This window comes from Nocardia sp. CA-145437 (genome assembly GCF_050956485.1).
In the GTDB taxonomy this organism is placed as follows: Bacteria; Actinomycetota; Actinomycetes; order Mycobacteriales; family Mycobacteriaceae; genus Nocardia.
The window spans coordinates 1,437,293-1,463,267 of the sequence record NZ_CP191204.1; the positions used below are offsets into that span (position 1 = coordinate 1,437,293).

The following is a 25,975-nucleotide window of genomic DNA, read 5'->3' on the forward strand; positions in this document are numbered from 1 at the left end:
GGCGTTCGGAGCGATCAGTTCGTACTCGTCCGATCGTCGGGTGTCTGGACGAGCTTGTCGGACATGGCGCTGGCGATGAACTTGGGGATGGCGGGGGCGAAGATCTGCAGGTAGAAGTCCATCCAATCGTGGCGCGAGTTGAGGAACGGGAAATCGGTGGGCGCCATGTAGCGGATGGCGAGCATGGGCAGTGGCGCGTCGAGGGCGGGGAACGACGGATTGTGCAGGCCCGGGACAGTGCAGCCCGGGTAGAACTGCCCGAGCATCAGACCCTGCTGAACGAACTTCGTCTTCTGGTCGTGCTGAACGGATTCGATGTCGGTGTACTCGGTGAGGTCGGGGAACACCGCGAGGACCGCCTTGAGCCGGGAATCGGGTTCCTTCAGGGGTGGCAGGGTGGGGAAGAGGTCGTACAGGTCGGCGATGATCTCGCTGATGCGCTCGCGGTTGATCTCACGACCGGTGATGAACGCGGCCCACAGGGAATTGATCGTGATGGCGTGGCTGGTGTAGGGACAGACCGCGCCGGGCCGGCCGAGGTCGGGGTGGGAGTGACACAGGTAGTCGACCATCCACCGGCGCAGTTCGCCCGCACGCGGGTACGCACCGTTACCCGCCGCGATATCGGGGTCGAACAAGTTGACTGGTTCGACGCCGGAACGTGTTCCGACGAATCGGTCGGTGTTCATGATCGGCTTGTCCTTGCTGGTGTTTGTGACTCTGTGGGGACAGTGCGAGTGGACCGGAAGTGCTCGGTGAGCACGGAACCGATGGCGCGCAGTGCGTCTCGATCGGTCATCCGTTCGTGCCGTACGGGGATCCGGTGCTCGGTGATCCGCCCGGTGACATGGTTGTTCCAGGCGCGAGCGGAAGCGGACCCGTCGACGGGGTCGTCGGCGGCGCTGAAGTAGAGCAGGTCGCCGTCGAACGATCCCGGCCGATGCTCCCAGGTGAGGTCGATCAGCCGGGTGTAGTCGCGTTGCAGGCGCAGCACATGCTCGGTGGTCACCGCGGTGAAGAGTCCGCCCTGCTGGTGCAGCAACTCGGTCGCGGCTTCGACGGTCAACTCGGTGGAGCCGTCCGGAACCTCGATACCGCCGAACTCGGTGAGCATCGTCGCCACCGACGGCGTCGGGCCCCGCACACTGTCGGTCGTGACGACGCGGGTGTCCATCATGGCCAGGGTCGCCACGGGCTCGCCGTCGCGGCGGAGCTGGACGGCCATCGCGTGGGCGATGGTGCCGCCGAGTGAATAGCCGAGCAGATGATAGGGGCCGTGCGGTTGGACGGCCCGGATCTCCCGCACATAGCGGGCCGCCAGCTCGTCGAGGCTGTCGAACCGCGCGGTGGGGTCGGACAATGCCGGGGATTGCAGCCCCTGGACGGGACGGTCGGGATCGAGGTGCTGGACCAATCCGCTGAAGCCCCACGCCAATCCGATCGCCGGGTGGACGCAGAACAGTGGCGGTTCGATGCCGTCCGCTCGCAGGGGCAGCAGGACCGCGAGTGCCTCGGCGAGATCCCCTTCGCCGGACTCCGGCCCCTCGAGGCCGTCGCGACGGTTCTCGATGCGGCGGGCCAGCGCGTGCGGCGTCGGATCGGTGAACAGCCACTGGAGCGGCACGGTGACACCGGTGGACTGCGCGAGCAGCGCGACCAGTCGGGTCGCGGCCAGCGAGTTGCCGCCGAGCGCGAAGAAGCCGTCATCGACTCCGACGCGTTCGATGTCGAGGGTTTCGGCGAAGGCCGCGCAGACGGCGACCTCGAGCGGGGTGGAGGGCGGCCGGAACGGGGACCGGCGCAGGTCGGGGACGGGCAGGGCGTTGTAGTCGAGTTTGCCGGTGGCCGTGAGCGGTAACCGGTCGAGCATGATGATGGTGGTCGGGATCATGTGGGTCGGCAATCGGGTGGCGAGGTGCCTGGTCAGCACCGCGGCATCCGGCGTGGCGTGCGGGGTGGGCACCACATAGCCGATGAGAGCGTCGCCGCCACCCGGCCGGGTGTGGACGGTGACCGCGGCACGGGAGACGTCGGGGTGACCGCACAACACGGTTTCGATGTCACCCCGCTCGATGCGATGGCCGTTCAGCTTGATCTGGAGATCGCTGCGGCCCAGGTACCGAAGTCGCTGGTCGCCATTCCACGCGACCAGATCGCCGGTCCGGTACATGCGTGTCCCGGGCGGCCCCCACGGGTCGGGGAGGAATCGCGCCGCCGTGAGGCCGGGTTGCCCGTGGTAGCCGCGGGCGATGCCCGGTCCGGACACGTACAGTTCGCCCGCCACTCCGGGCGGAACCGGACGCAGGCCGCGGTCCAGGACCACGGCGGAGAATCCGCGGGCCGGGCCGCCCAGCAGCAGTGGACTCTCCGTCATCGTGGTCAGGGCGACGTCGCCGAAACTCACGACGGTGGTCTCGGTGGCCCCGTACGAGCTGATCAGCATGCGGCCCGGCACCCATCGGTTCAGCAGATCCGGTGGGCAGATCTCACCGCCGATGATCAGGGTGCGCAGGGAGTCGAGTTCACCGGCGGGCAGGGATTCGAGCACCGTCGGGGTGAACGCCGCATGGGTGGCGTGTGCGGCGGTGATCCGCTCGGCCAGTTCGGCGCCCGCGACGACTCGTTCCGGAGCGACCACCAGGGTGGCCCCGGCGGCGAGGGCGCTGACCCATTCGAGGATCGACACGTCGAAGCTCGGTGAGGCCGCGGCCAGCATGCGGGATGTGGAGGTGAGGCCGTACCGTTCCCGTGCTTCGGCGGCCAGGTTCGCGAGCCCGGCATGGGTGACCACGACGCCCTTGGGGATTCCGGTGGAGCCCGAGGTGTAGATCAGATAGGCGGGATGCTCCGGCCGGAGCGTGGCCCCGCGCTCGCGGTCATCGATCGCGGTGGCGCGAGCGAAAGCCGCCTTCGTGGCGAATCCGGGACTGTCGAGGCTGAGCCACGCGGTGGTGTCCGGCAGTCGGTCCCGATAGGACTCCGCCGTCAGTCCGACGATCGGGTCGGCGTCGGCGAGGATGCCGCCGATCCGGTCGAGGGGTTGGCCGGGGTCGATCTGGACGAACGCCGCGCCGGTCTTGGCGACCGCCCAGATGGCGATCATCGCGTCGATGGAGCGCGGGAAGCCCACGGCCACCAGCGTTTCCGGTCCGGCCCCGGCATCGATCAGGATGCGCGCCCACCGGTTCGAGGTCTCGTCGAGTTCTCGGTAGGACAGCACGTCGCCGTCGCAGACCACCGCGTCCGAGCGGGAGTCCGCGGCGGCCGCCAACAGCTGGGGCAGCATCGAGGTCGGCGCGCCGGGCCGGCCGTGCACGGGGGCCGAGGCGGCCAGCTCCTCCGGCGACAGCAGCTGGACGCGCAGGAGCGGGAGATCGATGTCGTCGGTGATGGCGTCGAGCACCCGCCGCACCCGGTCGGCGAGGGCGTCGATCTGCTGCCGGGTGAACGAATCGGGCAGGTATTCGAAGCTCAGCTGCAGCCGCGCGCCGAGATGGACGATCAGGCCGAGGGGGTAGTGCGCGGCGTCTCGTCCGTGCACATCGAGGACGTGCATCCCGGCGATGTCGGTGTCCTCGGACAGACCCGCCGTGTCGACCGGGTAGGACTCGAAGACGGTCACGGTGTCGAACATCGCGCCGGTCCCGGCCGCCTGCTGGATCCGCGCGAGGCCGAGGTGGTCGTGGTCGAGCAGCGCGGCCTGCTCGGTCTGGATGCGCCGGAGCAGCTGGGCGAGGGTTTCGCCGTAGTCGAGCCGGACCCGGACCGGCACGGTGTTGACGAACAGGCCGATCATCGATTCGATGCCGGGGAGCTGTGGGGGGCGTCCGGAGACGGTGGCGCCGAAGACGACGTCCTCGCGCGCGGTCGCGTTCGCGAGCACGATCGCCCAGGCCGCGCGAACGATGGTGTTGAGGGTGGTCTCCTGCCGGTGGGCCACCGCGACCAGGGCGGCGGTGCGGTCTTCGCTCAGCCGCACCCGGACTTCGCGGGCGGCGTCGGCGCCCCGGCCGCCGTCCGGGTGCGCCAGCAGCGTCGGCTCGGTGACGCCCTCGAGCGCCCGGGTCCACGCCGCTTCCGCCGCTTCCTGATCCCGGGTGTGCAGCCACGCCAGGTAGTCGCGATAGGGACGGGCCGGGGGCAGCGCGGCGGGGTCGCTGTCGGCGGCGTAGAGGATCAGCAGCTCCCGGATCAGCAGTGGGGTGGACCAGCCGTCGATCAGGATGTGGTGCAGGCTCAGCACCAGCGTGTACCGCTGCGGGGAGATGTCGACCAGGGTGAGTCGCAGCAGTGGCGCGGCGGTCGTGTCGACGTGCCGGTCGGCTTCCATGAGCTGTTCGAGTTCGGCCGCGGCGTCGGCGTGTTCCGTGAGATCGATCCTGTTGAACGGCACGTCGACTCGCCGGTGCACCAGCTGCACCGGTTCGCCCGCGCCGTCGCGCGCGAACGAGGCGCGCAGGTTCGGGTGCCGTCCGATGAGGGTCCGCAGGGCGCGGCGCAGCCGGTCCGCGTCGACCTGTCCGCCGAGTTCCATCCGCAGCTGCACGATGTAGTCGTCGCGGGCGCCGTCGGCGAGCTGGGCGTGGAACAACAGCCCCGCCTGCAGCGGCGTGAGCGACCAAATGTCTTCCAGCTCCGGGTATCTGGCTTCGATCCGGTCGATCGCGGTCTGGTCGAGGTCGACGAGGTCGAGGTCGGAGGGCGTCAGCCCGCCCGCGCCGGGCCGGGACGCGTGAGTCGCGAGGGCCGTCACCGCCTTGCTCCACAGTTCGGCGAGGTCGGTGACGTCGGCGGCGGTGATCAGCCCGGCCGGGTAGTCCCAGGCGGCGGTCAGGGCGGGTCCGTCCGGAGTGTCCATGGTGGCCGCGTTGATGCCCAGCACGGCCGCCGCGGACGCGTCGGGAGGCTGCGCGCCGCCCGCGGCCCCTGCGCCGGCGGGCATCCAGCCGAACTCGAGCGCCGCGTCGGGCATCGTGTCGAACCGGCCGAGATAGTTGAAGCTCACCTGGGGGTCGGGCAGCGCGCCCAGGACGCGGGCGGTCTCGGCGTTGAGGTAGCGCAGCAGCCCGTAGCCGATCCCGTCGCGGGGGACCCGCCGGAGTTGTTCCTTCACCGACTTCATGACCGCCCCCGCGGCGGCTCCGGAGTCGAACGCGTCGTCGATGTCGATGTCGGACACATCGATTCGCACCGGGTACGTGGTGGTGAACCATCCGACCGTGCGGGTGAGGTCGGCGCCGGGGAGGGCGGTGTCGTCGCGCCCGTGGCTCTCGAGGGTGAGCAGTGCCTCGGCGACGGTCTCGCCGCGGCGCCGCCGCCACCGGGTCAGCGCCAGGGCGAGCGCGGCGATCAGGGCATCGTCCACCTTGCCGTTGAACGCGTGGGGCAGCGCGGTGAGAACGGCCCGGGTCACCGTGGTGGGCAGCGTGACCCGGACGGTGGCCACGGTGGCCTGCTTGTCCACGGCCGGGTCGAGCGGGCGCGTCCCGATCGGCGGATCGGCGGCGGCGAGCGTGGAACGCCACCGGTCGAGTTCGTCGAGATTCGCGGCGGCGGTGTCGAGGGCGTGGGCCCAGCGGCGCATGGACGTGCCGACCGGCGTGAGCTGCGGCGGCTGCCCGGCGGTCACCTGGCCCGCGGCGACAGCGATGTCGGGCACGAGGATCCGCCACGACACGCCATCCACCACCAGGTGGTGGGCGACGACCAGCAGCCGCCCGGGCCCGCCGGCGCGATCGAACCAGACCACCTGCAGTACAACGCCTTCGGCGGGGTCGAGACGCTCGGCGGCGGCCCGCGCCTCCACATCGGCGATCGCGGCGAACGCGCCGCTGTCCGGCTCCGCCTCCACCGATACGTGCCGGATCAGTTCGGCGGCGGACACGCCGGTGGGCCGCACCTCCACCGCCCAGCCCGACGGATGCGCGGGATCGGGCACCAGCCGGGCTCGCAACATGTCGTGATGGTCGAGGACGGCCTGTACGGTCGCCTCGATGACGGTCCGGTCGACGCCGGTCGGCAGCGTGAGCATCACCCACTGGCAGAAGCTGTCGAATCCGCCGCGCTCGAACATCCAGCACATGATGGGCGTCGGCGGCATCGGCCCCACGCCGCCGCCGGGCAGTTCCTCCGGAAGGACGGCGCTGTCGCGGACGGCGATCCGGGCCAGTCCGGCAACCGTCTTGTGCTCGAACACCTCTCGTACGGAGATCGCCAGACCAGCCGCCTTGGCCCGGGTGACCAACTGGATCGACATGATGCTGTCGCCGCCGAGCGCGAAGAACGAATCGTCGAGCCCGATCGTGTCGATCCCGAGGACTTCCGCGAACAGCCCCGCGAGTGTCGTCTCCGTCTCGGTGACCGGCGCCCGGAATTCGACTCGGCCCGTGCTGAAGTCGGGTTCGGGCAGCGCGCGGCGGTCGATCTTGCCCGTCTCCGTCGTCGGCAGCTCGTCGAGCACCATTACGGTGGCGGGCACCAGGTGCGGGGCCAGGCGCTGCCCGGCGACCGTGAGGATCGCGACGGGGTCCAGGTCGGCGTCGGGTTCGGGCACCACGTACCCGATCAACCGATCGCCGGTGGCGCCGTGGTGCACCGCCGCCACCGCGCGGGCCACTCCCGGGCAGGCCAGCAGACCCGATTCGACCTCGCCGAGCTCGATCCGGAAGCCGCGAATCTTGACCTGGAAGTCCGTCCGCCCGACATAGTCCAGCGTCAGACCTCCCTCCGGCAGCCGCAGCCACCGCACCAGGTCCCCGGTCCGGTACATGCGCTGCCCGCGGTCCGCGAACGGATCGGCGACGAACCGGGACGCGGTCAGACTCGTCCGGTTGCGGTATCCGCGCGCCAATCCCGGTCCGGTGAGGTACAACTCGCCGACGACTCCGACCGGCACCGGACGCAGCCACGCGTCGAGCACGACCTCGCCGACGCCGCGGATCGGCCCGCCGATCGTCGCGGTCTCACCCGGCACCATCGGCGGGCCCGCATCGGTCTGGATCGTGGCCTCCGCCGGACCGTAGGTGTTGAACAGCTTCCGGCCCGGCGCCCACCGGGACACCAGCCGGGGCGGGGGCGCTTCGCCGCCGATCACGACCGTCCCGAGGTGTCGCAGCCCGGCCGGGTCGACCGTGCCCAGGGCGGTGGGAGTCAGCGCGGCATGGGTGACCGCGTGCTGCGAGATGATCTGCGCCAGTTCGATTCCGCCGAGGACCGTCGGCGGTGCGATGACGAGGCGTCCGCCGGACGCGAAGGCCCAGAGGAGTTCCAGGATCGCCGCGTCGAAAATGGGCGAGGCGGCGTGCAGCACCCGTGCGCCCGGCCCGATGTCGAACCGCGAGCACTGCTCGACGGCCAGGTTCGCCAACCCCCGGTGCGAGACCACCACGCCCTTGGGCACTCCCGTCGAGCCGGACGTGTAGATCACGTACATGGGATGGTCGAGTCGAATCGGCCGGATGCGCTCGGTATCGGTCACCGGCAGCGCGGGCGACCGCGCCACCTCCGCCGCGATGTCCGGGTCGTCGAGGACCAGCCACCGCACCGAGCCGGGCAGCCGATCCTTCCACTCGGACAGCGTGATTCCGATCGCCACTCCCGAGTCGGTGAGCATGTGCTCGACCCGTTCTCCGGGAGTGCGCGGATCCACCGGGACGAATGCCGCCCCCGACTTCGCCACCGCCCATACCGCGAGCACCGACTCGTAGCAGCGCGGCAGTCCGATCGCGACATTCGTCTCCGGTCCGGCACCGAGATCGATCAGCGTGCGCGCCAAACGATTCGACTCGGTATCGAGCTCGTCATAGGTCCATTGCCGGTCCCCGCACACCACCGCCACCGCGCCCGGATCCCGGGCGTGCGTGGCCGCGAGCAGTTCCGGCAACACTCGCTCCGGTACCGCGGGATCACCCGAGACCGGCGCCAGCTCGCGGTATTCCTGCGGCGCGAGCAGATTCAGCCGGGCGAGCGGCACATCCGGGTCGGCGGCCAGATCGCCCAGTACGTCCAGGATCCGGTGCAGGGTCGCCGCGATCGTGCCCGGGTCGAAGAACTCGGGCAGGTATTTGATCTCGAGGTGCAGTCGCTCGTCGACGCGCGCGACCAGGCCCATCGGATAGTGGGCGGCGTCGGAACCGGTCACGTCGACCAGCCGCATACCGGCGATGTCGGTGTCCGCGGTCAGCCCGTACCGGTCGACCGGGAAGGACTCGAACACCGTCATCGTGTCGAAGACCGCCCCCGGCCCGGCCACTCGCTCGATCTCGGCCAGCCCGACGAACTGGTGATCGAGCAGCGCCGCCTGTTCGGCCTGGACACGGTCGAGCAATTGCCCCACTGTCTCGCCGCCGTCGAGGCGAACGCGCACCGGCACCGTGTTGATCAGTAGTCCGATCATCGATTCGACGCCCGCGAGCTGCGGGGGCCGCCCGGAGACCACGGCGCCGAACGTCACGTCCTGCCGAGATGTCGACGCGCCCAGAACGATCGCCCACGCCACCTGGATCATGGTGTTGAGGGTGACGCCGCGGGACCGCGCGCGGCTGATCAGCGCCGCGGTCTGTTCCTCGCCGAGTTCGTCCGACAGCTCCCGTGATTCGGTGTATCGGCGGCCGGGATCGGGTGCGGCCACCAGGGTCGGCTCGTCGGCGCCGTCGAACGCTCGAGCCCAGGCGTCGAGCGCCGCGGCCGGGTCCTGCCGGGCGACCCAGGTCAGGTAGTCCCGGTAGGGACGCACCTCCGGCAGCACGGTGGTGTCGCAGTCGGTGGCGTAGAGGACCAGCAGCTCCTTCAGGAGCAGCGGCGTCGACCAGCCGTCGAGCAGCAGGTGATGGTTGGTCAGCACCAGCCGGTACCGCTCGGGCCCGATGGTGGCGAGCATCCAGCGGAGCAGCGGGGGACGGGCCGGGTCGAACCGGGTGGTGCGGTCCGCGGTCAGGAGCCGCGTCCACTCGCGATCGCGGGCGTCGCCGTCCAGCCCGGACAGGTCCGGCTCCGACCAGGGCGCCTCGGCGTCGTCGTCGACCACCTGCACCGGTTCCGGGTCGGTGACGAACGCGGCGCGCAGGTTCGGGTGCCGGTCGAGCAGCAGTCCCGCGGCTCGGCGCAGCCGCCCCGCGTCGACCCGGCCGCGCAGCTCGAGCACCAGCTGTGTGACGTAGGCGTCCACCGACTGCTCGGACACCAGGGCGTGGAACAGCAGCCCCTGCTGGAGTGGGGCCAGGGGCCAGACGTCGCTCAACGCCGGATACCGGTGCTCGAGTCCCTCGATGTCGGATTGTCCGAGCTCGGCCGTCAGATCCGACGGCGTCCGGCCACCGCCCCCGGCGCGGCGGACATGTGTCGCCAACGCGGTCAGCGTCGAACGCCAGTCCTCCGCGATCTCGCGCACCACGTCGCCGGTGAGCACTCCGGCGGGGTACGACCAGATCGCCTGTAGCCGCGACTCTTTCGCGTCGTCCAGGACGGTGACTTCGATGTCGAGCGCCGCGGTCACCGGCATGTCCGGGGGCCGGGTACCGGCGAGCTCCGCCTCGGCGGTCCCGGTGGCGACGCGGCCGCGGTAGGTGAACGCGATCTGCGGCGGCGCGGTCGCGAGAACCGGTCCGGCGTCCTCGTCGAGATACCGCAGCAGGCCGTAGCCGATCCCCTGGTCGGGGACGGCGAGCAGCTGTTCCTTGACGGACTTGACCGCTGCCCCCGACGCGGGCCCGCCGATGCGGGCTTCGTCGAGGTCGATGCCCGACAGATCCAGGCGCATCGGATAGCTCGTCGCGAACCAGCCGACCGTCCGCGCCGGATCGGAGCCCGGCACAACGTCTTTCACGCGGCCGTTCCCTTCGAGACGGATCGTGACGTCGGCGGCGGCCGCTGCCTCGTGCTCGCGCCGCCACTTCGTGATCGTGACCGCCAGAGCGGTCAGCAGCCCGTCGTTCACGCTGCCGTGGAAGGCCGCGGGCACGGTGGTCAGCAGGGCCTCGGTCACGTCGGGGTCCGCGTCGATCCGGACGGTGCGGGTAGTCGCGACCACGTCGATCGCGGGGTCGAGGGGCCGTGTTCCGATCGGGGGATCGTCCCCGGCGGTCATCGCTCGCCACAGTTCGAGCTCGGTGGTGCGTTCCGGTCGCCGGGCCGCCTCGACCAGCCCGTGTGCCCAGCCGCGCATGGACGTTCCGGTCGGGGCGGGCGGCTCGCCGGAGTCGATCGGCGCCCACGCGGCGGCGAGATCCGCCGCCAGCACCTGCCAGGAGACGGGATCGATCGCCGAACGATGAACCACCAGCAGCACGGCGCCCGGTTCGGCGGTGCTCGCCGGGTCGAACCAGACCACCTGCGTGACGATCCCGGCTCCCGGATCGAGCCGGTCCGCGGCGGCCTCCAGCTCGGCCGCGGCCGACGCATGGAATTCGACGCGTCCCAGCCCCGCTTCCATCGGCACCCGCGCGAGGAGGTCGTCGGCCTGAATCATTCCGGAGGGCAACACCTTCCACGTCCACTGCCCGTCGTCGCTCGGCCTCAGTTGCGTGCGCAGCATGTCGTGCCGATCGACGACCGTCTGCACGGCGTCGGCCAGCCGCCGCCGGTCGATCCCGGCCGGCAGCGGCAGCATCATCGCCTGGGCGAAGCGGGCGCACGCGGATCCCGTCCGTTCGAGCAACTCCCGCATGATCGGTGTCAGCGGTAGCGGGCCCGCGTCGGGCAGTTCCGCCGAAAGTTTTGTCGCGGTGTCACTCTCACCGGTCGCGACCAGGGCGAGTCCGGCGACGGTCTTGCGCTCGAACACATCGCGTGGCGAGAACACCACGCCCGCGGTTCTGGCCCGGGTCACCAGCTGGATCGACATGATGCTGTCGCCGCCGAGGGCGAAGAAGGAATCGTCCGCGCCGACCCCGTCGGAGCCCAGGACGTCCGCGAAGCAGCGGGCGATGATCCGCTCGGTCGGCGTCTCGGGCGCTCGGAAGGGCTTGTCCGGAGCGAACACCGGCGTCGGCAACGCCCGCCGATCCAGCTTCCCCATCGGCGTCAACGGCACCCGATCCAGCACCATGATCGACGCCGGAACCATGGAGGACGGCAACCGGTCGCCCAGATACTCGGTCAGTACCGACGGATCGATCGAACACCCCGGCGCGGCAACGACATACGACACCAGCGACTGCGCCCCCGACTCGGCACGGCTGCCGACCGTCACCGCGTAACTCACCGCGGCGTGCGCCGCCAGCGCCGCGTCGATCTCGCCCAGTTCGATGCGCAGACCACGGATCTTCACCTGGAAATCGGACCGGCCCACATGTTCGACCGTCCCCGCGGACGTCCACCGGGCCATATCCCCGGTCCGGTACATCCGCTCGCCCGGCGCCCAGGGGCACGCGATGAAACGCTCGGCCGTCGCGCCCGACCGGCCGTGATACCCGCGCGCCAGACCGCCACCCGCGACATACAATTCGCCCGCCACGCCGACCGGAACGGGCTCCAGCCGCTGGTCCAGAATCCATCCCGACACGCCACGAATCGGGCCGCCGATCGTCACCGTGTCACCCGCCGTCAGCGGGGCGCTCAGTGTCGCGGCGATGGTCGTCTCGGTGGGCCCGTAGGTATTGAGCAGGGCGTGGCCGGCACCCCAGCGCTGGACCACGTCGGCGCCGTAGTCCTCGCCGCCCACCATGAGGTGGGTGAGATCCGGTAGCGGCCAGCGGGTGTGGTCGATGGTCGACAGCGTGGACGGCGTCACGAGGACATGACTGACGTGTTCGCGGGCGATCAGCTCGGCGAGTTCGTCACCGCCGTACACGTCGCCGGGCGCGATGACCATGGTGGCGCCGGAACCCAGCGACAGCAGCAGTTCCATGACCGAGACGTCGAAGCTCGGCGAGGCCATGTGCAGGGTCCGAGAATCGGATTCGATGCCCAGGGCATCGCGGTGCTCGACGGCGCAGTCGTACAGACCTCGATGCGTGACCGCGACGCCCTTGGGCAGTCCGGTCGATCCCGAGGTGTAGATGAGGTAGGCGAGATCGTCGACCCGCAGTGGCCGGGTCCGTTCGCTGTCGGTGATGGGCCGGCCGTCGGCCACGTCGTCGGTGTGGTCGAGGTCGGCCGGTGTCAGCCAATCGATCCCGTCGGGCAGCCGGGCGCGGACGGACGGCACGGTCACACCGATGACCGCCCCCGACTCGGTCGTCAGGTGCGTGATCCGTTCCCTCGGATGACCCGGATCGATCGGCAGGAACGCCGCTCCCGATTTCGCGATCGCCAATTCGGTCAGCACCGAGTCCAGGGACCGCGGCATCCCGATCGCGACGATGTCCTCGGGGCCGATGCCTCGCCGAATGAGCGCTCGCGCCAGGCGATTCGAACGCTCATCCAACTCGCGATAGCTCATGCGCTGCCCCGCGAACACGATCGCCGCGGCGTCGGGATCCGGTGCGGCCGCGGCCAGCAGATCCGGCAGCGTCATCGGGGCCGCGGCGAGAGCGCCGCGGTGGCTCAGCAGATCGGCGCGCTCGGCGGGCTCGAGGACCTCGATCGCCCCGACCGCAACGGTCGGATCGGCGACCACCGACTCCAGGATCCGGATCCACCGCTGGACCAGCGAATCGACCGTCGCGGCATCGAACAGGTCCGTGGCGTAGGTGACCGCCACCGTCATGCCGCCGCTCGCGTGGTGCGGCGAGAGGATGAACTGCAGATCGAAGCGGGACGCCGTGCCGGGCAGGTCGATCACCGACAGTTCGAGGCCGGGCAGGGCCAGCGTCACCGGTTCCAGGTTCTGGAAGGCCAGCAGCACCTGGAACAACGGATGGCGAGCCTGGGACCGCTGCGTGACCAGCTGGTCCACCACCTGCTCGAACGGGATATCGGCGTGGTCGAACGCGTCCAGATCCACCTGCCGGACCAGGCCGAGCAGGGTGGCGAACGACTGCCCCGGATCGACGGCGGTCCGCAAGACCAAGGTGTTGACGAACATCCCGACCATATCGTCGAGCGCCGCGACGCCACGCCCCGCGATCGGTGTGCCGACCGGAATGTCGGTGCCGCCGCTCATCCGGGCCAGCAATACCGCCAACGCGCCGTGCACCACCATGAACAACGAGGAATCATGCCGTCGCGCGCAGTCCTCCAGCCCTCGGACCAGCCCCGCGCTCAACGAAAAGTTGGTGTTCGCACCACGATTCGACATGACCGCGGGCCGCGGCCGGTCGAACGGCAGGGGTAGCTCGTCGATCACGCCGTCCAAGGTCGTGGTCCAGTAGCGAAGCTGGCGGGCGCTCAGCGACTCCGGTTCGTCGGGCGAGCCGAGGACGTCCCGCTGCCACAGCGCGTAGTCCGCGTACTGAACGGGCAGCGGTGTCCACGAGGGGGTTTCACCGCGCATCCGGGCGGCGAAGGCCGTCGCCACATCGCGGGCCAGCGGAGCCATGGAGAAGCCGTCCGCGGCGATGTGATGCACCACGACGGCCAGCAGGTGTTCGGGTTCCGGGGCATCGGCCACCCGGAACAACCGGGCGCGCACCGGCACCCGGGTGCTCACATCGAAGCCTTCGGTGACGAATTCGGTGACCGCCGGGACCAGTTCGCCGGACGGCACCGTCGTCAGCGCGGGATCCGAGTCCACGTGGTCGACGGATTCGACCACCTGGATCAGCACGCCGTCATGGTCCGGGTACCGGGTGCGCAGCGATTCGTGTCTGGCCAGCACGTCGATCAGGGCCAGCCGCAGGGCCTCGACGTCCAGTTCGCCCCGTAGCCGCAGGGCGATCGGCATGTTGTACGCCCCGGAGCCGGTGTCGTACTGGTTGAAGAACCACATGCGTTGTTGCGCGGGGGCCAGCGGCACCAGATCCGGGCGCGGTCCGGCGATCAGTGGTGGCCGGGATCGCCGGTCCGGTCCGGCTATCTGCTCGACCCTGGTGGCCAGTTCGGCGGTCGTGGCCGCGTCGAACAGCAGCCGCACCGGAATCTCGGTGTCCAGCGCGGCGCCCAGGCGTGCCGCGACCCGGGTGGCGACCAGACTGTCCGCGCCGAGGGCGAAGAAGGAGTCGTCGATGCCGATGGTGTCGATGTGCAGGACCTCGGCGAAGGTCTCGGCGATGAGACGCTCGGTCGGGGTCCGGGGCGCCCGGTACGGCTTGTCGTCGGTGAACACCGGTTCGGGCAATGCTTTTCGATCGAGCTTGCCGGTCGGCGTCAACGGGATCCGGTCCAGCACGATGATCGCGGCCGGCACCATGTAGGGCGGCAGGAGATCGGCGAGACGCCCGGCCACGAGTGCGGTATCGATCGTCTGGCCCGGCGCGGCAACGACATACGAAACGAGCTGCTGGGCTCCCGATTCGGTCCGATAGCCGATCGTGGCGGCGTAACCGACACTCGGGTGACCGGTGAGCACGGCGTCGATCTCACCGAGCTCGATACGCAGACCGCGGATCTTGACCTGGAAATCGGACCGGCCCAGATGCTGGACCGCACCGTCGGCCGACCAGCGGACCACATCACCGGTCCGGTACATGCGCTCACCCGGCGACCACGGACACGCCACGAACCGCTCCGCGGTCAACCCCGCCCGGCGGTGATATCCACGAGCCAACAGGCCACCGGCGACGTACAACTCACCCGCCACACCGATCGGCACGGGCTGCAATCGCTGGTCGAGGATCCAGGCCGAGACGCCGCGGATCGGGCGGCCGATCGTGACGAGCTCACCCGCCGTCAACACGGTCAGCGTGGCCGCGATCGTGGTCTCGGTGGGCCCGTACTCGTTGAACAGTCGACGGCTTCCGCCCCACCGCTCGACCAGCTCCACGCCGTAGTTCTCGCCGCCGACGACCAGATGTCCCAGATCCGGTAAGGGCCACCGGGTGTGGTCGATGGTCGAGAGGGTCGAGGGCGGCATACACGCGTGGCTGACGTGCTCGCGGTCGAGGAGTTCGGCGAGTTCGTCGCCACCGAAGCTGTCGCCGGGTGCGACGACCATGGTCGCGCCCGCGCACAGCGCCAGCAGCAGTTCCAGGACCGAGACGTCGAAGCTCGGCGAAGCCAGATGCAGTGTGCGGGAAGCCGGTCCGATGCTCAGGGTTTCCCGGTGTTCGACGGCGCAGGTGTGCAGTCCGCGATGGGTGACGGCCACGCCCTTGGGCAGCCCGGTCGATCCGGAGGTGTAGAGGACGTACGCGACATCGTCGACCCGCAGCGGCCGCACCCGATCACCGTCGGTGATCGGCCGATCGTCGCCCTCGTCGAGATAATCCGTTGTCAGCCAGTCGATGTCGTCGGGCGACCGGGCGCGGGCGACCGCCGCGGTCAGGCCGACCGCCGCCCTCGAGTCGGTCAGCATGTGGGTGACGCGTTCGACCGGATGGCCCGGATCGATCGGCAGGAAGGCAGCCCCCGACTTGGCCACCGCCCAGACTGCCAGCACCGAATCGATGGACCGCGGCAGGGCGATCGCGACGATGTCCTCCGGACCGATGCCCCGCTCGATCAGCTTCCGAGCCCACCGATTCGAGCGTTCGTCCATCTCCCGGTAGCTCGCGGTGCGCCCGCCGGCGACGATCGCCGTCGCCTCGGGATCCACCGCGACCGCGGCGGCCAGCAGTTCGGGCAGGGTGGCCGGTGTGGTCGCGGATGCGCCGCGGCGGGTCAGCAGATCGGCGCGCTCGTCGGGTTCGAGCACATCGATCGACCCGACCGGAACCGTCGGATCGGCGACCACGGACTCCAGAATCCGGATCCACCGACGGACAAGGGAATCGATCGTCGAGGCATCGAACACATCGGTGGCGAAGGTGACCGTGCCGGTCGTGTCGTCCTCACCGTCGGGTGCCGACAGGTCGAATCGCAGGTCGAAGCAGGATGTTTCGCCGACCTGGCCGACCGTCAGCAACACTTGGCACACGGGGTCTCGCGAGAGTTCCTCCGCCACTTGTTCGAACGCGATATCGGCATGGTCGAATGCACTCAGATCTACCTGGCGGACCCGGTCGAGTAATTCGGCGAAAGGCTCCCGTGGATCGACTTCGGTACGCAACATCACGGTATTGACGGATTTCCCGACAGCATCGTCGACCGGTGTGCCGACCGGAATATCGGTGCCGCCGCTCATTCGCGCCAGTAACACCGCCAACGCCGAGTGCGCCACCATGAGGAATGAAGAATCATGCTGCCGTGCGCAATGATCCAATCCGCGAACGAGTCCCGCGCGCAAGGAGAAATCCGCGGTCGCGCGCCGGTCCGGCAGCACCGCGGGCCGCGGCCTGTCGTAGGGCAGCGGAAGCACTTCGGGAAGATCCGCGAGGGCCTTCCGCCAGAACGCCAGATTCTCACGGCGGCGGCGGATCCCGGCGCCCTCGGCGGCGCTGCGCGGATGGACCTGTCCGAGCCCGGCCTCCGACGCGGCGGCGAACTCGTCGAGGAACTCGGCGAATCCGGTGCAGTGCGCCGACAGTTCGTGGTCGGTGTAGAGGTGGGGATTGGCCAGGAACTGGAGGATCGTCCGCGGCGGATCCCCGGTCCGATACACGTCGATCAGCAGATCCTCGACCGGGCCGGAGCTGAGGATGTGGAACTGTCCGGTCACCGAACCGAACTCGAGTTTGTGGTCGAAGAGCATGACGTTCACGACCGGGCCCGCGAACCTCCGCTGCGCGCCGGGGATCCCCAGGGCGGCGCGAATGTCGGTGAGCCCGCACCGCTGATGCCGCAGAACGCCCACCAGATCGGACTGCACCCGCAGTGCCAGCGTCGCGACGGTGTCGTCCGGCTCGAGGGTGATCGGCAGCGGCGCGACATTGACGAAAACCCCTGCGGATCGCCGCAGCACGGCGGTCGTGCGACCTGACACCGGAATATTGACCAGCACGTCGTCGCGGCCGGTCTTGCGGGCCAGATAACAGCCGAACGCGGCGATCACCAGCGCGGCCGGGCTCGCCCCCACCGCATTCGCCGAACGATCGATCCGCTCCATCGTCGCCGCCGACAGGTCGGTGATCGCGACGGCACTGTCCGCGCACGCGGGCGCCTGCCCGGCGGCCAGACTGGTCTCCTCGCCGATCCCGGCGAGCTTGTCCGCCCAATAGGCCTGATCGTCGGTGAATCGCTTCGACTCCCGGTAACTGCGATCGGCCTCGTACAGGGCGCTGATGTCCGCGGGCCGACTGGGCTCGGCCGTGACGCCTTGCGCCGCCGCCGTATACAGCGCCGCGATCCGGTTCACGATCATCATCGCGCCGTAGCCGTCGAGCGCGACGTGATGACACCGGCTGTACAGCAGATAGCGCCGATCTCCCACCTGCACTATCGCCGTCGCGACCAACAGGTCCCGGGTCATATCCAAGGGCGCCGTGTACTCCCGGCGCATCCATTCCACGCCCGCCGCGATCGGATCCGGTGCGTCCCGGACATCGATCAGCGTTGCCTCCTGGCCGAGTGCCGGGTCGTACACCTGATACGGGACACCGTCGGTCTCGACCAGTCTCAGATACCCCGATTGGAACTCGTGACCCGCTTGTATCGCTGCCACGCACAGCGTTTCGATGTCGAGGTCGCCGTCGAACTCGATATATTGCGCCTCGGATATCGGCACATCGGGACTCAATTTCTGGGCCAGCCACAATCCCTGCTGACCGGCGGACAGCGGTATCGGCTGCGGTCGCGGTGCAGTCATGGTTTCCCTTTGGTTCTGACCGCGCATTATTCGCGCATTATCTACTGCAAAACCCCGACCGCCGCCAGTATATGCCCAGCGGTCATAGCTGTATACGAACCAGCGCCGCGATCGGTTCTGGTTCGAAGGGCGTAGATTCGGTCGATAGCAACGATTCGGCGACATTTGGTCTTCGATCGGACCACCGAATCCATCTCTATTCGTTCAGCGTTGGAGTCGATGCTCCATGAAGCGCCGGACCTGGTAGCGGTGGACGGCGGACCAGGCCTGGACCCGGACCGCCCACCAGGGCGCCACCTCACCGGGTCGGGCGGTGACGGCGTGCGCGATGAGGTCGGAGGCCTCGTCGACGGACAGGGCGGGGATCCGGTGGAAGTCGGTGGGGGCGCTCATCCTGGTGTGGACCAGTGGCATGTAGATCGAGGTGGTGGTGATGCCATCGCCCGCGATCTCCGCGGCCACGCTGCGCAGCCAGACGTCGAAGGCCGCTTTCGAGGCGCCGTAGGCCGACCAGCGCGGACTCGGCGGCATGAGCACACCCCAGGTGGAGACGTTCACGATGTGTCCCTGCCCGCGGGCGCGCATGGCCGGCAGCAGGGTCAGCAGCAGCCGCACCGGGCCGAGGTAGTTGATGTCGATGGTGCGGGTGAAATCGTGGAAACGGTTGTAGGACTCGGCGATCGGGCGCCGAATCGACTTGCCCGCGTTGCTGATCACCACATCGATGTGCCCGTGCTCGGCCAGCAGTTGCTCACCGAGCAGGCCCACGGCCCGCATGTCGGTCAGGTCGGTCGGGTAGACGAGGGCGATGCCGCCCGCGGTCGTGATCTCGGCGGCCAGCTGTTCCAGTTCGGGCTGTGAACGCGCCACCAGCAGCACTTCCGCGCCCGCCGCGGCCAGCTTGCGCGCACTGGCCCTGCCGATGCCGTGCGAGGCCCCTGTCACCAGGACGACTTTGCCGGTGACAGCCGTCCGCAACGACTCCTCGGCGGGCCGGAAGGTCGGGTACAGCAGCCGGATCGCCACCCGCTCGGTGCGTGAGCGCCGACGGTGTGGGACCGGAGTCTCGTCCACCCGTCGACTGTATCCCTCGGCGCTATCCCCCGGAACCGATGATCCGCTCGATATTGCGCTCCGCCAGCGCGGCGATCGTCAGTGAAGGGTTGACCGTTCCGGTGCTGCCCGGCACCGCCGCCCCATCCATGACATAGAGGTTCCGGTAGCCACGCACCCGGCCGTATTCGTCTGTCGCGCGTCCGATTACCGCGCCGCCCAACGGGTGCGCGGTGATCGAGGCGTTCGCTTCCAGGTCGGATCGGACGATCTGCTCGCAGTGGCAGGTCATGGTGTCGTTGACCTCGCGGGCTCGGGCGAGGTAACCGGCGGCGCCGTCAGCCGGCCACAGCAGGTCCACGCGCCCGTCGTCCGCGCAGACGAACCGGCCGCGGGTGTCGTCGAGCACCATGCCCAGCGATCCGAGCAGTCCGATGTCGAAGGGCGTGGAGCCCGGGATGAACCAGCTCTCCAGGGATACGGGCGCACCCGCTTCGTCCAGAATCCGGCTCGCGGAAGGCGTGCCCTGCGTGCCCACTTCGAGCGTGGTGAGCGGCCGAGCCAGGGCGACATCGCCATTGCCGCCCCAGCCCTCGCCGATGTGCTCGTTCAGGTTCGGCAGCGCGCCGCTCGCCCGCGCCCGCACCAGCAGCTCGGAGGTGCCGACGGAGCCGGCGGCCAGGAACAACATGTCGCAGGTCAGCGTCCGGGTGCGGAGGACTTCACCGGTAGGGGCCAGTTTGGTCACGGTGACGGCATGGCGGCCGGGCTCCGCGGCGATGGCGTCCACGCGATGACCCGGGTAGATCCGGGCGTGACCGGTGTCCTCGGCCCAGCGCAGATAGTTCTGGTTCAGATCGAATTTCGCTCCGTTGGAGTTGCCGAGGTCGGAACAGCCCACCGTCGCCGACCGCAGCGATCGCCCGGCCAGCTCGTCGCGAATCACGTCCCACCGCCAGGTGCCGTCGATGGGCTGCGGGGCGTAGCCGGCCGCGCGGGCCTGTTCGTCCCACGCGCGGGAGTGCGCGAACGCGGGGGAGCGGTAGATGTCGTCCGGTATCGGGCTGGGCCGCAACATCTCTCGAACCCTGGGGTAGTAGACGTCGTGCATCTCGCGGTAGTCGACCACGCCCCGGAACACCTGTTCGAAGAACCGCTCTTCCGGCTCGATCATCACCCCGGTGAACACCACCGAGCCGCCGCCGACACACGCCGCGCGCCACACGTCGATGCCCGGGTAGACGCTCACGTCGAGGACTCCGCCGAACGAGTCGACCGCCACCGGGATCCGGTTCGCCCCGGTGAAGGTGGTCCGATGCCAGAAGCCGCGGCCGTCGGGGATCGTGTCGACGGCGAAGATGGAGCGCCACACATCGTTCGGCCAGCGCGATCCGCGCTCGAGCACCGCGACGTCGATCCCGGCCTGCGCCAGGCGCAGTGCGGTGACCGCCGCCCCGAATCCGGATCCGACGACGATCGCGGGGACGTGATCGGCCGGATCCGGCAGCGGCGCGAAGATCTCCGGCACCAGCGTGCGGTAGATCGGCGTCTTCGGGCTCTGGCCGGGAATGTCCGCCCGTGCGACGGACGTGGCCGCACCCGTTCCCGCGAGGCCCAGCAACGCTGCGGCCGACCCGACGCTCGCGAGGAAACAGCGCCTGTCCATGGTGGTTCGCTCGCCCGATCCGTCTGTCATTCCAGCACCCCTGGCAATCCCATAGCGAATCACTATCATAAGGGGCAGGCCAGGGGGCGGTGAGGTGACAGATGGCGACTCGCACATGGACTCGGTGGCTGCTGATGCACGGCCTTTTGCGGACCTTCGCTCGGTGGTCGGCGCGTCGAGGTGAGCCCTTGGGAAAGCTCTCCCTCGGACCGGACGGCCTGCTCGGCTCGTCGCCGTACATCGAGGAGATCCGGCAGCGGGGCACGATTCCCCGGATGTCGGGTGTGCACATCACCGCCGATTACGAAGTGTGCCGGCTCATCCTGCGCGACCGCAGCTTCGGCGTGGTCTCGCCGAATCATCCGGGTCTGCCCAAGCCGATCCGCTGGCTGCTGGCCAGAACGGATCCGGGACTTCCGAACCTGGGGGAACCGCCCTCGATGCTGGTCACCGATCCGCCGGACCACACCCGGTATCGGCGCACCATCGGGCAGGCCTTCGGCCCGAAGGCGATCGCGGCGCTCGAGCAGCGAGTCGCCGAAGTGGCGGATGAGCTGATCGACCGCCTGGAATCGACGCCTCGACCCGATCTGATCGGCGATTTCTCCGCGCGGATTCCCGTCACCATCATCGCCGAAATGCTCGGGCTGCCCCCCGATATGCATTCGACCCTGCTGAAGTGGGGCGACTCCGGCGCGCCGCTGCTCGAACGCGGGCTGGCCTGGAGCACCTACCGCGACGCCGTCGAGGACCTGGTGGAGGTCAAACACTACTTCGAGCGGCAGTTCGATGAACTCGAGAACGAACCGCGCGACGACGTGCTCGGCATGCTGGCGGCCGATGACGCCCTCACCCGCCGCGAGCAGGTGGCCAACGCGGCCCTGCTGCTGGACGCCGGATTCCTGACCACGGTGAATATGCTCGGCAATGGGATCGCCCTGCTCGCCGGCCATCCCGATCAGCTGGAACTGCTGGCCGCCGAACCGTGGCGGTGGCGCAACGCGATCGAGGAGATCCTGCGCTACGACGGACCGGTGCGGATGACCGGCCGGGTCGCGAACCATGACGTGGACATCGATCATCAGCGGATCCCGGCGGGTTCCCTCGTCCTGCTGTCGTTGGCCGGAGCCAACCACGACCCAGCGGTCTTCCCCGACCCGCATCGATTCGACGTGACCAGGGAAAATGCCGCCGAACATCTCGCGTTCGGCAGCGGGATCCACGGGTGCCTGGGATCCCGGCTCGCCCGGCTGGAAGGCGGCATCGCGCTGCCCGCGCTCTTCGATCGGTACCCGGATCTGCGTCTGGACGGGCCGCCGATCCCGCACCCCCTGCGCAACCTGCACGCCTACCGCTCCATGCCCGTCGAGCTGGGGGCGCGAGCGACCCCTAGATGAGGCCCTGCTCGGCGGCCCGGATCTTGCGGTAGACGCGCCGGTCGTAGCGCAGTGGCCGGGGGAGCAGCGGCCACGCCGTCCGGACCGTGCCCGCGAAGACCCGGAAACCGAACTCGTCGAGCCGATTCCAGTCGATGCCCAGGATCTCGCGGCCGCGCTCGGGCATTATCGCGGCGAGCAGCCAGACATTGAATGCCATGAAGGGCCGCCGGATCACCGCCCACGCCCAGCTCGGCACCCCCGGCACCGGGGGAATCGGGATGCCGGCCGCCCGCAGCGCGAAGTCGGTGGTCTCGTTGGCCTCCAGCTCGTCGGCGAGCATGTGCTCCCAATACGCCTGGAACTCTTCGTAAGTCCCGAACACCGGCTGCGCCGAGAGCCCATAGCGCTCCCACCAGGTGACGCCCTCGGCCCAGAGCTGCTGCTTCTGATCGCCGGTCAGGGGGGTGCCGAAGTGCTCGTTCATGGCCATGACGGCCTCGACGAACGTGACGTGCGTCCACCAGAAGATGTCGGGATTCAGCGCGTGATACCGCTGTCCGTGGTGGTCGACGCCCTTGATGTCGCGGTGGTAGTCGCGGACTCGCACGGCCGCGGCGGACTCGGGCGGGTCGTAGACGGAGTCCTCGATGCGCGGCACCGAGCGCAGCAGCCGGTCCCACGGGTCGTCGAAGAAGTTCGAATGCTGTTGCAGCGCCGCGGAAACGGCGGGGTGCATGTTCTGCAAGGTGCCGGAGCGCCCGAAGAACAGCTTGAGGCGATGGTCGCCGAAGTACTCCCACAGCAGTGAGCCGGGGCCCAGCGGTGCGCGCGGGGGCGAGGTCGTCGGCTGTTCGTTCGCTGCTGCGCTGCTCATGGCATGGCCTCCACATCATTGGGAACTCCTGCCGAAGAGTGCAACATATTCACTCTCTTTGTCGCAAGACTATGCGACGAAATTTGTCGTACTGTCGCATCCGGCTAGAATCCGGTCAGGAGGTGTGCCCGGTGGAATCACCCTTTTCGTTGCAGGCCCTGCTCACGGCCGTCGAACCCGACGATGCCGTGGACACGCGCATCAAAGAGGCTGCCCTGGAGCAGTTCTCGCTGGTCGGCATCCGCCGGACCAGCGCCGACGACATCGCCAAGCGAGCCGGGGTGAACCGGGCCACGCTCTATCGGCGGATGGGCGGCCGGGAGGAGATCACCCGGGCCGCGCTCGCCCACGAGGTGCGCCGCACCCTGGCCGAGATCGAACAAGCCATCGGAGATATCGCCGATCCGCTGGAACGACACACACGCGGGTTCATCATCACCGTCACCGCCCTGCGCGATCATCCGCTGCTGCGGCGGCTGTTCGCCGTGGACCGCGACGAGGTGCTGGGCTGGCTCACCCTCGAGGCGGGTGAGATCCTGCGCATCGCGACGGCGTTCGTGACCGCGCAGGTGAGCGCGGGCCGGGTCGAGCTGGGGCTGACCGGGGACGAGCAGGCGGAGTTCTACGCCACCACCATCGTGCGGCTGATCCACTCGCTGGTGCTGACGCCGGACGCCCCGCCGCTGCTGGACTCCGAGGAGCGGCTGCGCGCCTACGCCGTCCGCTACCTCCAGCCGTTGCTGACCGCCCCCTGATCCGCGTTCACTCCGCGGCCAAGTGCTTGCGCCGCGAGACGATATAGATGCCGACGATCAGCGCCCACGCGGGCAGGACCCACGCGATGCGGATCTCGGTGGTCACCGCGATCAGCATGAAAAGCGCTGCCGCCGTGGACATCAGGGTCAGCCAGCGCGGGAGCGCGCGGGTGATGCGGCCGAGATTGGCCAGGGAGAGCATGAAGACCGCGGACAGGCGGGGCGCGATGACGGTGATCAGGATCGTCCCCAGGCCGTGACTGGCCGGGTAGGCGTCCGCGGCGGTCGCGGGGTTCACGTGCTGGGCGAGGGTGGCCGGCACCGCGAAGGCGGCCACGGACGTCAGCAGCAGGCCGATGAGAAGCACTCCGCTGCCCAGGAAGACGGTGGCGAACAGCTGGTCCTCGCCGGCGCCGAGGCGGCGGCGGAGGGTGCCGATGAACCACAGCAGCGCGATCGAGGCCACCACCATGATCAGCACGACGGCGGTGAGCCGGGTGCGATTGCCGGACTGGGAGAGCCACTGTTCCACGGTCGCGTGATCGGCGCTCCAGCCGGGCATGCCGCGCAGCATCTCCACCCCGATCAGGGTGAGCACCGCGAATACGATTCCGGTGAAGCCCATGGCCTCGATCGAGGCCATGCGGCCGGGCCCCCGCGTGGTCGGTACCGTCGAGCTCATGTCCTCGTTCCTCGTCAGTCGGTTGAATCCGGTTGGGGGAGAGCGCCGTCCGGACCGCGTCGGCACTGGGTGATGCGATCCGGACAGGTGCGGCGTCAGGGCGTGACGATCGCGAAATCAGGGTTGGATTTGTCGAGCAGTCCGGTGAGCCGCTTCCACACCGTCGTATCGCCCTCGGCCTGGACGTTGTCGAACGAGCCGGTGCCGATCAGCTGCAACAGGCCGAGCTTGGTGAGCGTGACATCCAGATCCGAGGTGTGGTCCCGGGTCGTCGGGTAGTGGATCAGCGCCCCGTGGCTCAGCTCCATGCGGTAGTTCTCGCCGCTGTCGGTGAAATGCCAGCTGATGCTGAATTTTTCGGACCAGGCCCGCTCGCCCACGACATTGAGCGACAGGGTGTCGAACAGCTGGGTGATACTCATCGCCTTCGCCATCTCGGGGCTGGGCGCGAGCAGGGTGTGGGGGATGGGGTTGCGCAATTCGAACGCGCCGGTGAGGAAACAGTTACGCCAGGTGGCGTTTTCGGCACCGTAGGCCAGGCGTTCCAGGATCGAGGCGAGCGCCTTCTTCGCCTCGGCGTGGGACGGGTCGGCGAAGACCGCGTGACTGCCCAGTTCCGCCGCGAACCGCAGGTCGCCAGAGCTCGCGAACTCCTTCACCTTGGCCACGGTCGCGTCGACACCGCCGAGCAGCTGCACGTACCGGTTGGCCTGCTCCTGTGGCGGATGCATCCACAGGTGTGCCGGGTTGGCGTCGTACCAGCCGAGATAGCGCTGGTAGATGGCCTTCACGTCGTGGCTGATCGAGCCGTAGTAGCCCCGGTTGTTCCACTGCGCCGCCAGATCCGGCGCGAGCGGGAAGTCCTCGGCGATCTCGCTGCCGGTCTCGCCCTGGTTCATCCGGCGCACGGTCTGGTCGTGCAGGTAGGCGTAGGTGTCGCGCTGCTGGGTCAGGAACTCGACGAGGTTCTCCCGGCCCCAGGTCGGCCAGTGATGCGAGGCGAAGACGACGTCGGCGCGGTCGGCGAACAATTCGATGGCCTCGGCGATGTAGCGCGACCACATGCGCGAGTCCCGAACCTGAGCGCCGCGCAGGGTCAGGATGTTGTGCAGGGTGTGGCAGGCGTTCTCGGCCATGCACAGCGCGTTGCGGTCCGGGAGCAGGAAGTTCATCTCGGCGGGGGCCTCGGTGCCCGGTGTCATCTGGAAGATGAACCGCACGCCGTCGATCTCCTCCTCCTGCCCGGTCGCGGTGATGTCGAGGGTCGGTGGCAGCAAACCGAATTCACCCGCCGACGCGATCGGGCCCAGGCCCATGCCGACCACGCCCTCGGGGTTACGCTGCAGGTTCGCGCCGGAGTAGTACATGCCGCGGCGCAACATGGCCGTGCCGGCGTACACGTTCTCGGAGATGGCGTGTTCCATGAAATGCTCGGGCGCGATGATCGGCACCGTGGTGTCCGGGGCGACCACGCCGAGCACGCCGCCGAAGTGGTCCGCGTGCGGGTGGGTGTAGATCACCGCCCGCACCTCGCGGTCGCCGCGATTCGCGCGGTAGAGCCCCAGCGCGGCGGCCGCGGTCTCCGTGCTGACCAGCGGGTCGACGACGATCACGCCGTTGTCGGACTCGATCAGGGTCATGTTCGAGATGTCCAGGCCGCGAACCTGATACACGCCCTCGCACACCTCGTACAGGCCGTGGATGGCGGTGAGCTGGGACTGCCGCCACAGGCTGGGCGGGACGGTGTCCGAGCCCTCGCCCTTCAGGAAGTCGAAGGAGTCGGCGTCGTACGCCGTGCCGCCGTTCTTCGCCGGAATCACACCCGGTATCAGACGGGCGATGAACCCGCGCTCGGCGTTGTCGAAATCGGTGCGGTCGACGGGTGCTGCTGTCATCGTGCTGCCACC

General features: G+C 69.2%; 9 protein-coding genes. 2 read left to right on the forward strand and 7 right to left on the reverse strand.

Annotated features, from left to right (window positions below; all coding sequences use genetic code 11):
* Positions 1-14 precede the first annotated feature (14 nt).
* The 4 genes from ACQPYY_RS06385 to ACQPYY_RS06400 form a co-directional block, all read right to left on the reverse strand.
* Positions 15-689, reverse strand: coding sequence for a DUF6875 domain-containing protein (locus ACQPYY_RS06385; protein WP_433593054.1), 675 nt, complete (start codon positions 687-689; stop codon positions 15-17).
* Positions 686-17,659 (reverse strand): amino acid adenylation domain-containing protein, encoded by a 16,974-nt coding sequence (locus tag ACQPYY_RS06390; protein WP_433593055.1) that lies wholly within the window; start codon positions 17,657-17,659, stop codon positions 686-688. The genes ACQPYY_RS06385 and ACQPYY_RS06390 overlap by 4 nt, the downstream gene beginning before the upstream one ends.
* Positions 17,660-17,863: 204 nt before the next feature.
* On the reverse strand, positions 17,864-18,733 hold the full coding sequence (locus ACQPYY_RS06395; protein ID WP_433593056.1) for an SDR family NAD(P)-dependent oxidoreductase: 870 nt from the start codon (positions 18,731-18,733) through the stop codon (positions 17,864-17,866).
* Positions 18,734-18,755: 22 nt separating this feature from the next.
* Positions 18,756-20,378: a GMC oxidoreductase gene (locus ACQPYY_RS06400; protein ID WP_433594580.1), complete on the reverse strand. Its 1,623-nt coding sequence runs from the start codon at positions 20,376-20,378 to the stop codon at positions 18,756-18,758.
* A 188-nt stretch (positions 20,379-20,566) separates the two neighbouring features.
* On the opposite strand from ACQPYY_RS06400, the gene ACQPYY_RS06405 reads away from it, so the two are divergent.
* Positions 20,567-21,775: a cytochrome P450 gene (locus ACQPYY_RS06405; protein ID WP_433593057.1), complete on the forward strand. Its 1,209-nt coding sequence runs from the start codon at positions 20,567-20,569 to the stop codon at positions 21,773-21,775.
* Here ACQPYY_RS06405 and ACQPYY_RS06410 read toward each other — a convergent pair.
* Positions 21,768-22,631 carry an oxygenase MpaB family protein gene (locus ACQPYY_RS06410; protein WP_433593058.1) on the reverse strand — a complete coding sequence of 288 codons (864 nt, stop codon included), beginning with the start codon at positions 22,629-22,631 and terminating at the stop codon, positions 21,768-21,770. The genes ACQPYY_RS06405 and ACQPYY_RS06410 overlap by 8 nt on opposite strands.
* A 131-nt stretch (positions 22,632-22,762) precedes the next feature.
* Between ACQPYY_RS06410 and ACQPYY_RS06415 the strand changes: the two genes are divergently transcribed.
* A complete protein-coding gene (locus ACQPYY_RS06415) occupies positions 22,763-23,386 on the forward strand; it encodes a TetR/AcrR family transcriptional regulator (protein WP_433593059.1) in 624 nt (207 codons plus the stop codon).
* A 7-nt stretch (positions 23,387-23,393) separates the two neighbouring features.
* On the opposite strand, the gene ACQPYY_RS06420 is transcribed toward ACQPYY_RS06415, so the two are convergent.
* Positions 23,394-24,068: a hypothetical protein gene (locus ACQPYY_RS06420; RefSeq protein ID WP_433593060.1), complete on the reverse strand. Its 675-nt coding sequence runs from the start codon at positions 24,066-24,068 to the stop codon at positions 23,394-23,396.
* A gap of 95 nt (positions 24,069-24,163) precedes the next feature.
* A complete protein-coding gene (locus ACQPYY_RS06425; RefSeq protein WP_433593061.1) occupies positions 24,164-25,963 on the reverse strand; it encodes an alkyl/aryl-sulfatase in 1,800 nt (599 codons plus the stop codon).
* Positions 25,964-25,975: the final 12 nt, after the last annotated feature.

Excerpts from the sequence above, each read along its gene's own strand:
- ACQPYY_RS06385 (WP_433593054.1), bottom strand. The coding sequence starts at position 689 with ATGAACACCGACCGATTCGTCGGAACACGTTCCGGCGTCGAACCAGTC.
- ACQPYY_RS06390 (WP_433593055.1), bottom strand. The coding sequence starts at position 17,659 with ATGACTGCACCGCGACCGCAGCCGATACCGCTGTCCGCCGGTCAGCAG.
- ACQPYY_RS06400 (WP_433594580.1), bottom strand. The coding sequence starts at position 20,378 with ATGGACAGGCGCTGTTTCCTCGCGAGCGTCGGGTCGGCCGCAGCGTTG.
- ACQPYY_RS06410 (WP_433593058.1), bottom strand. The coding sequence starts at position 22,631 with ATGAGCAGCGCAGCAGCGAACGAACAGCCGACGACCTCGCCCCCGCGC.
- ACQPYY_RS06420 (WP_433593060.1), bottom strand. The coding sequence starts at position 24,068 with ATGAGCTCGACGGTACCGACCACGCGGGGGCCCGGCCGCATGGCCTCG.
- ACQPYY_RS06425 (WP_433593061.1), bottom strand. The coding sequence starts at position 25,963 with ATGACAGCAGCACCCGTCGACCGCACCGATTTCGACAACGCCGAGCGC.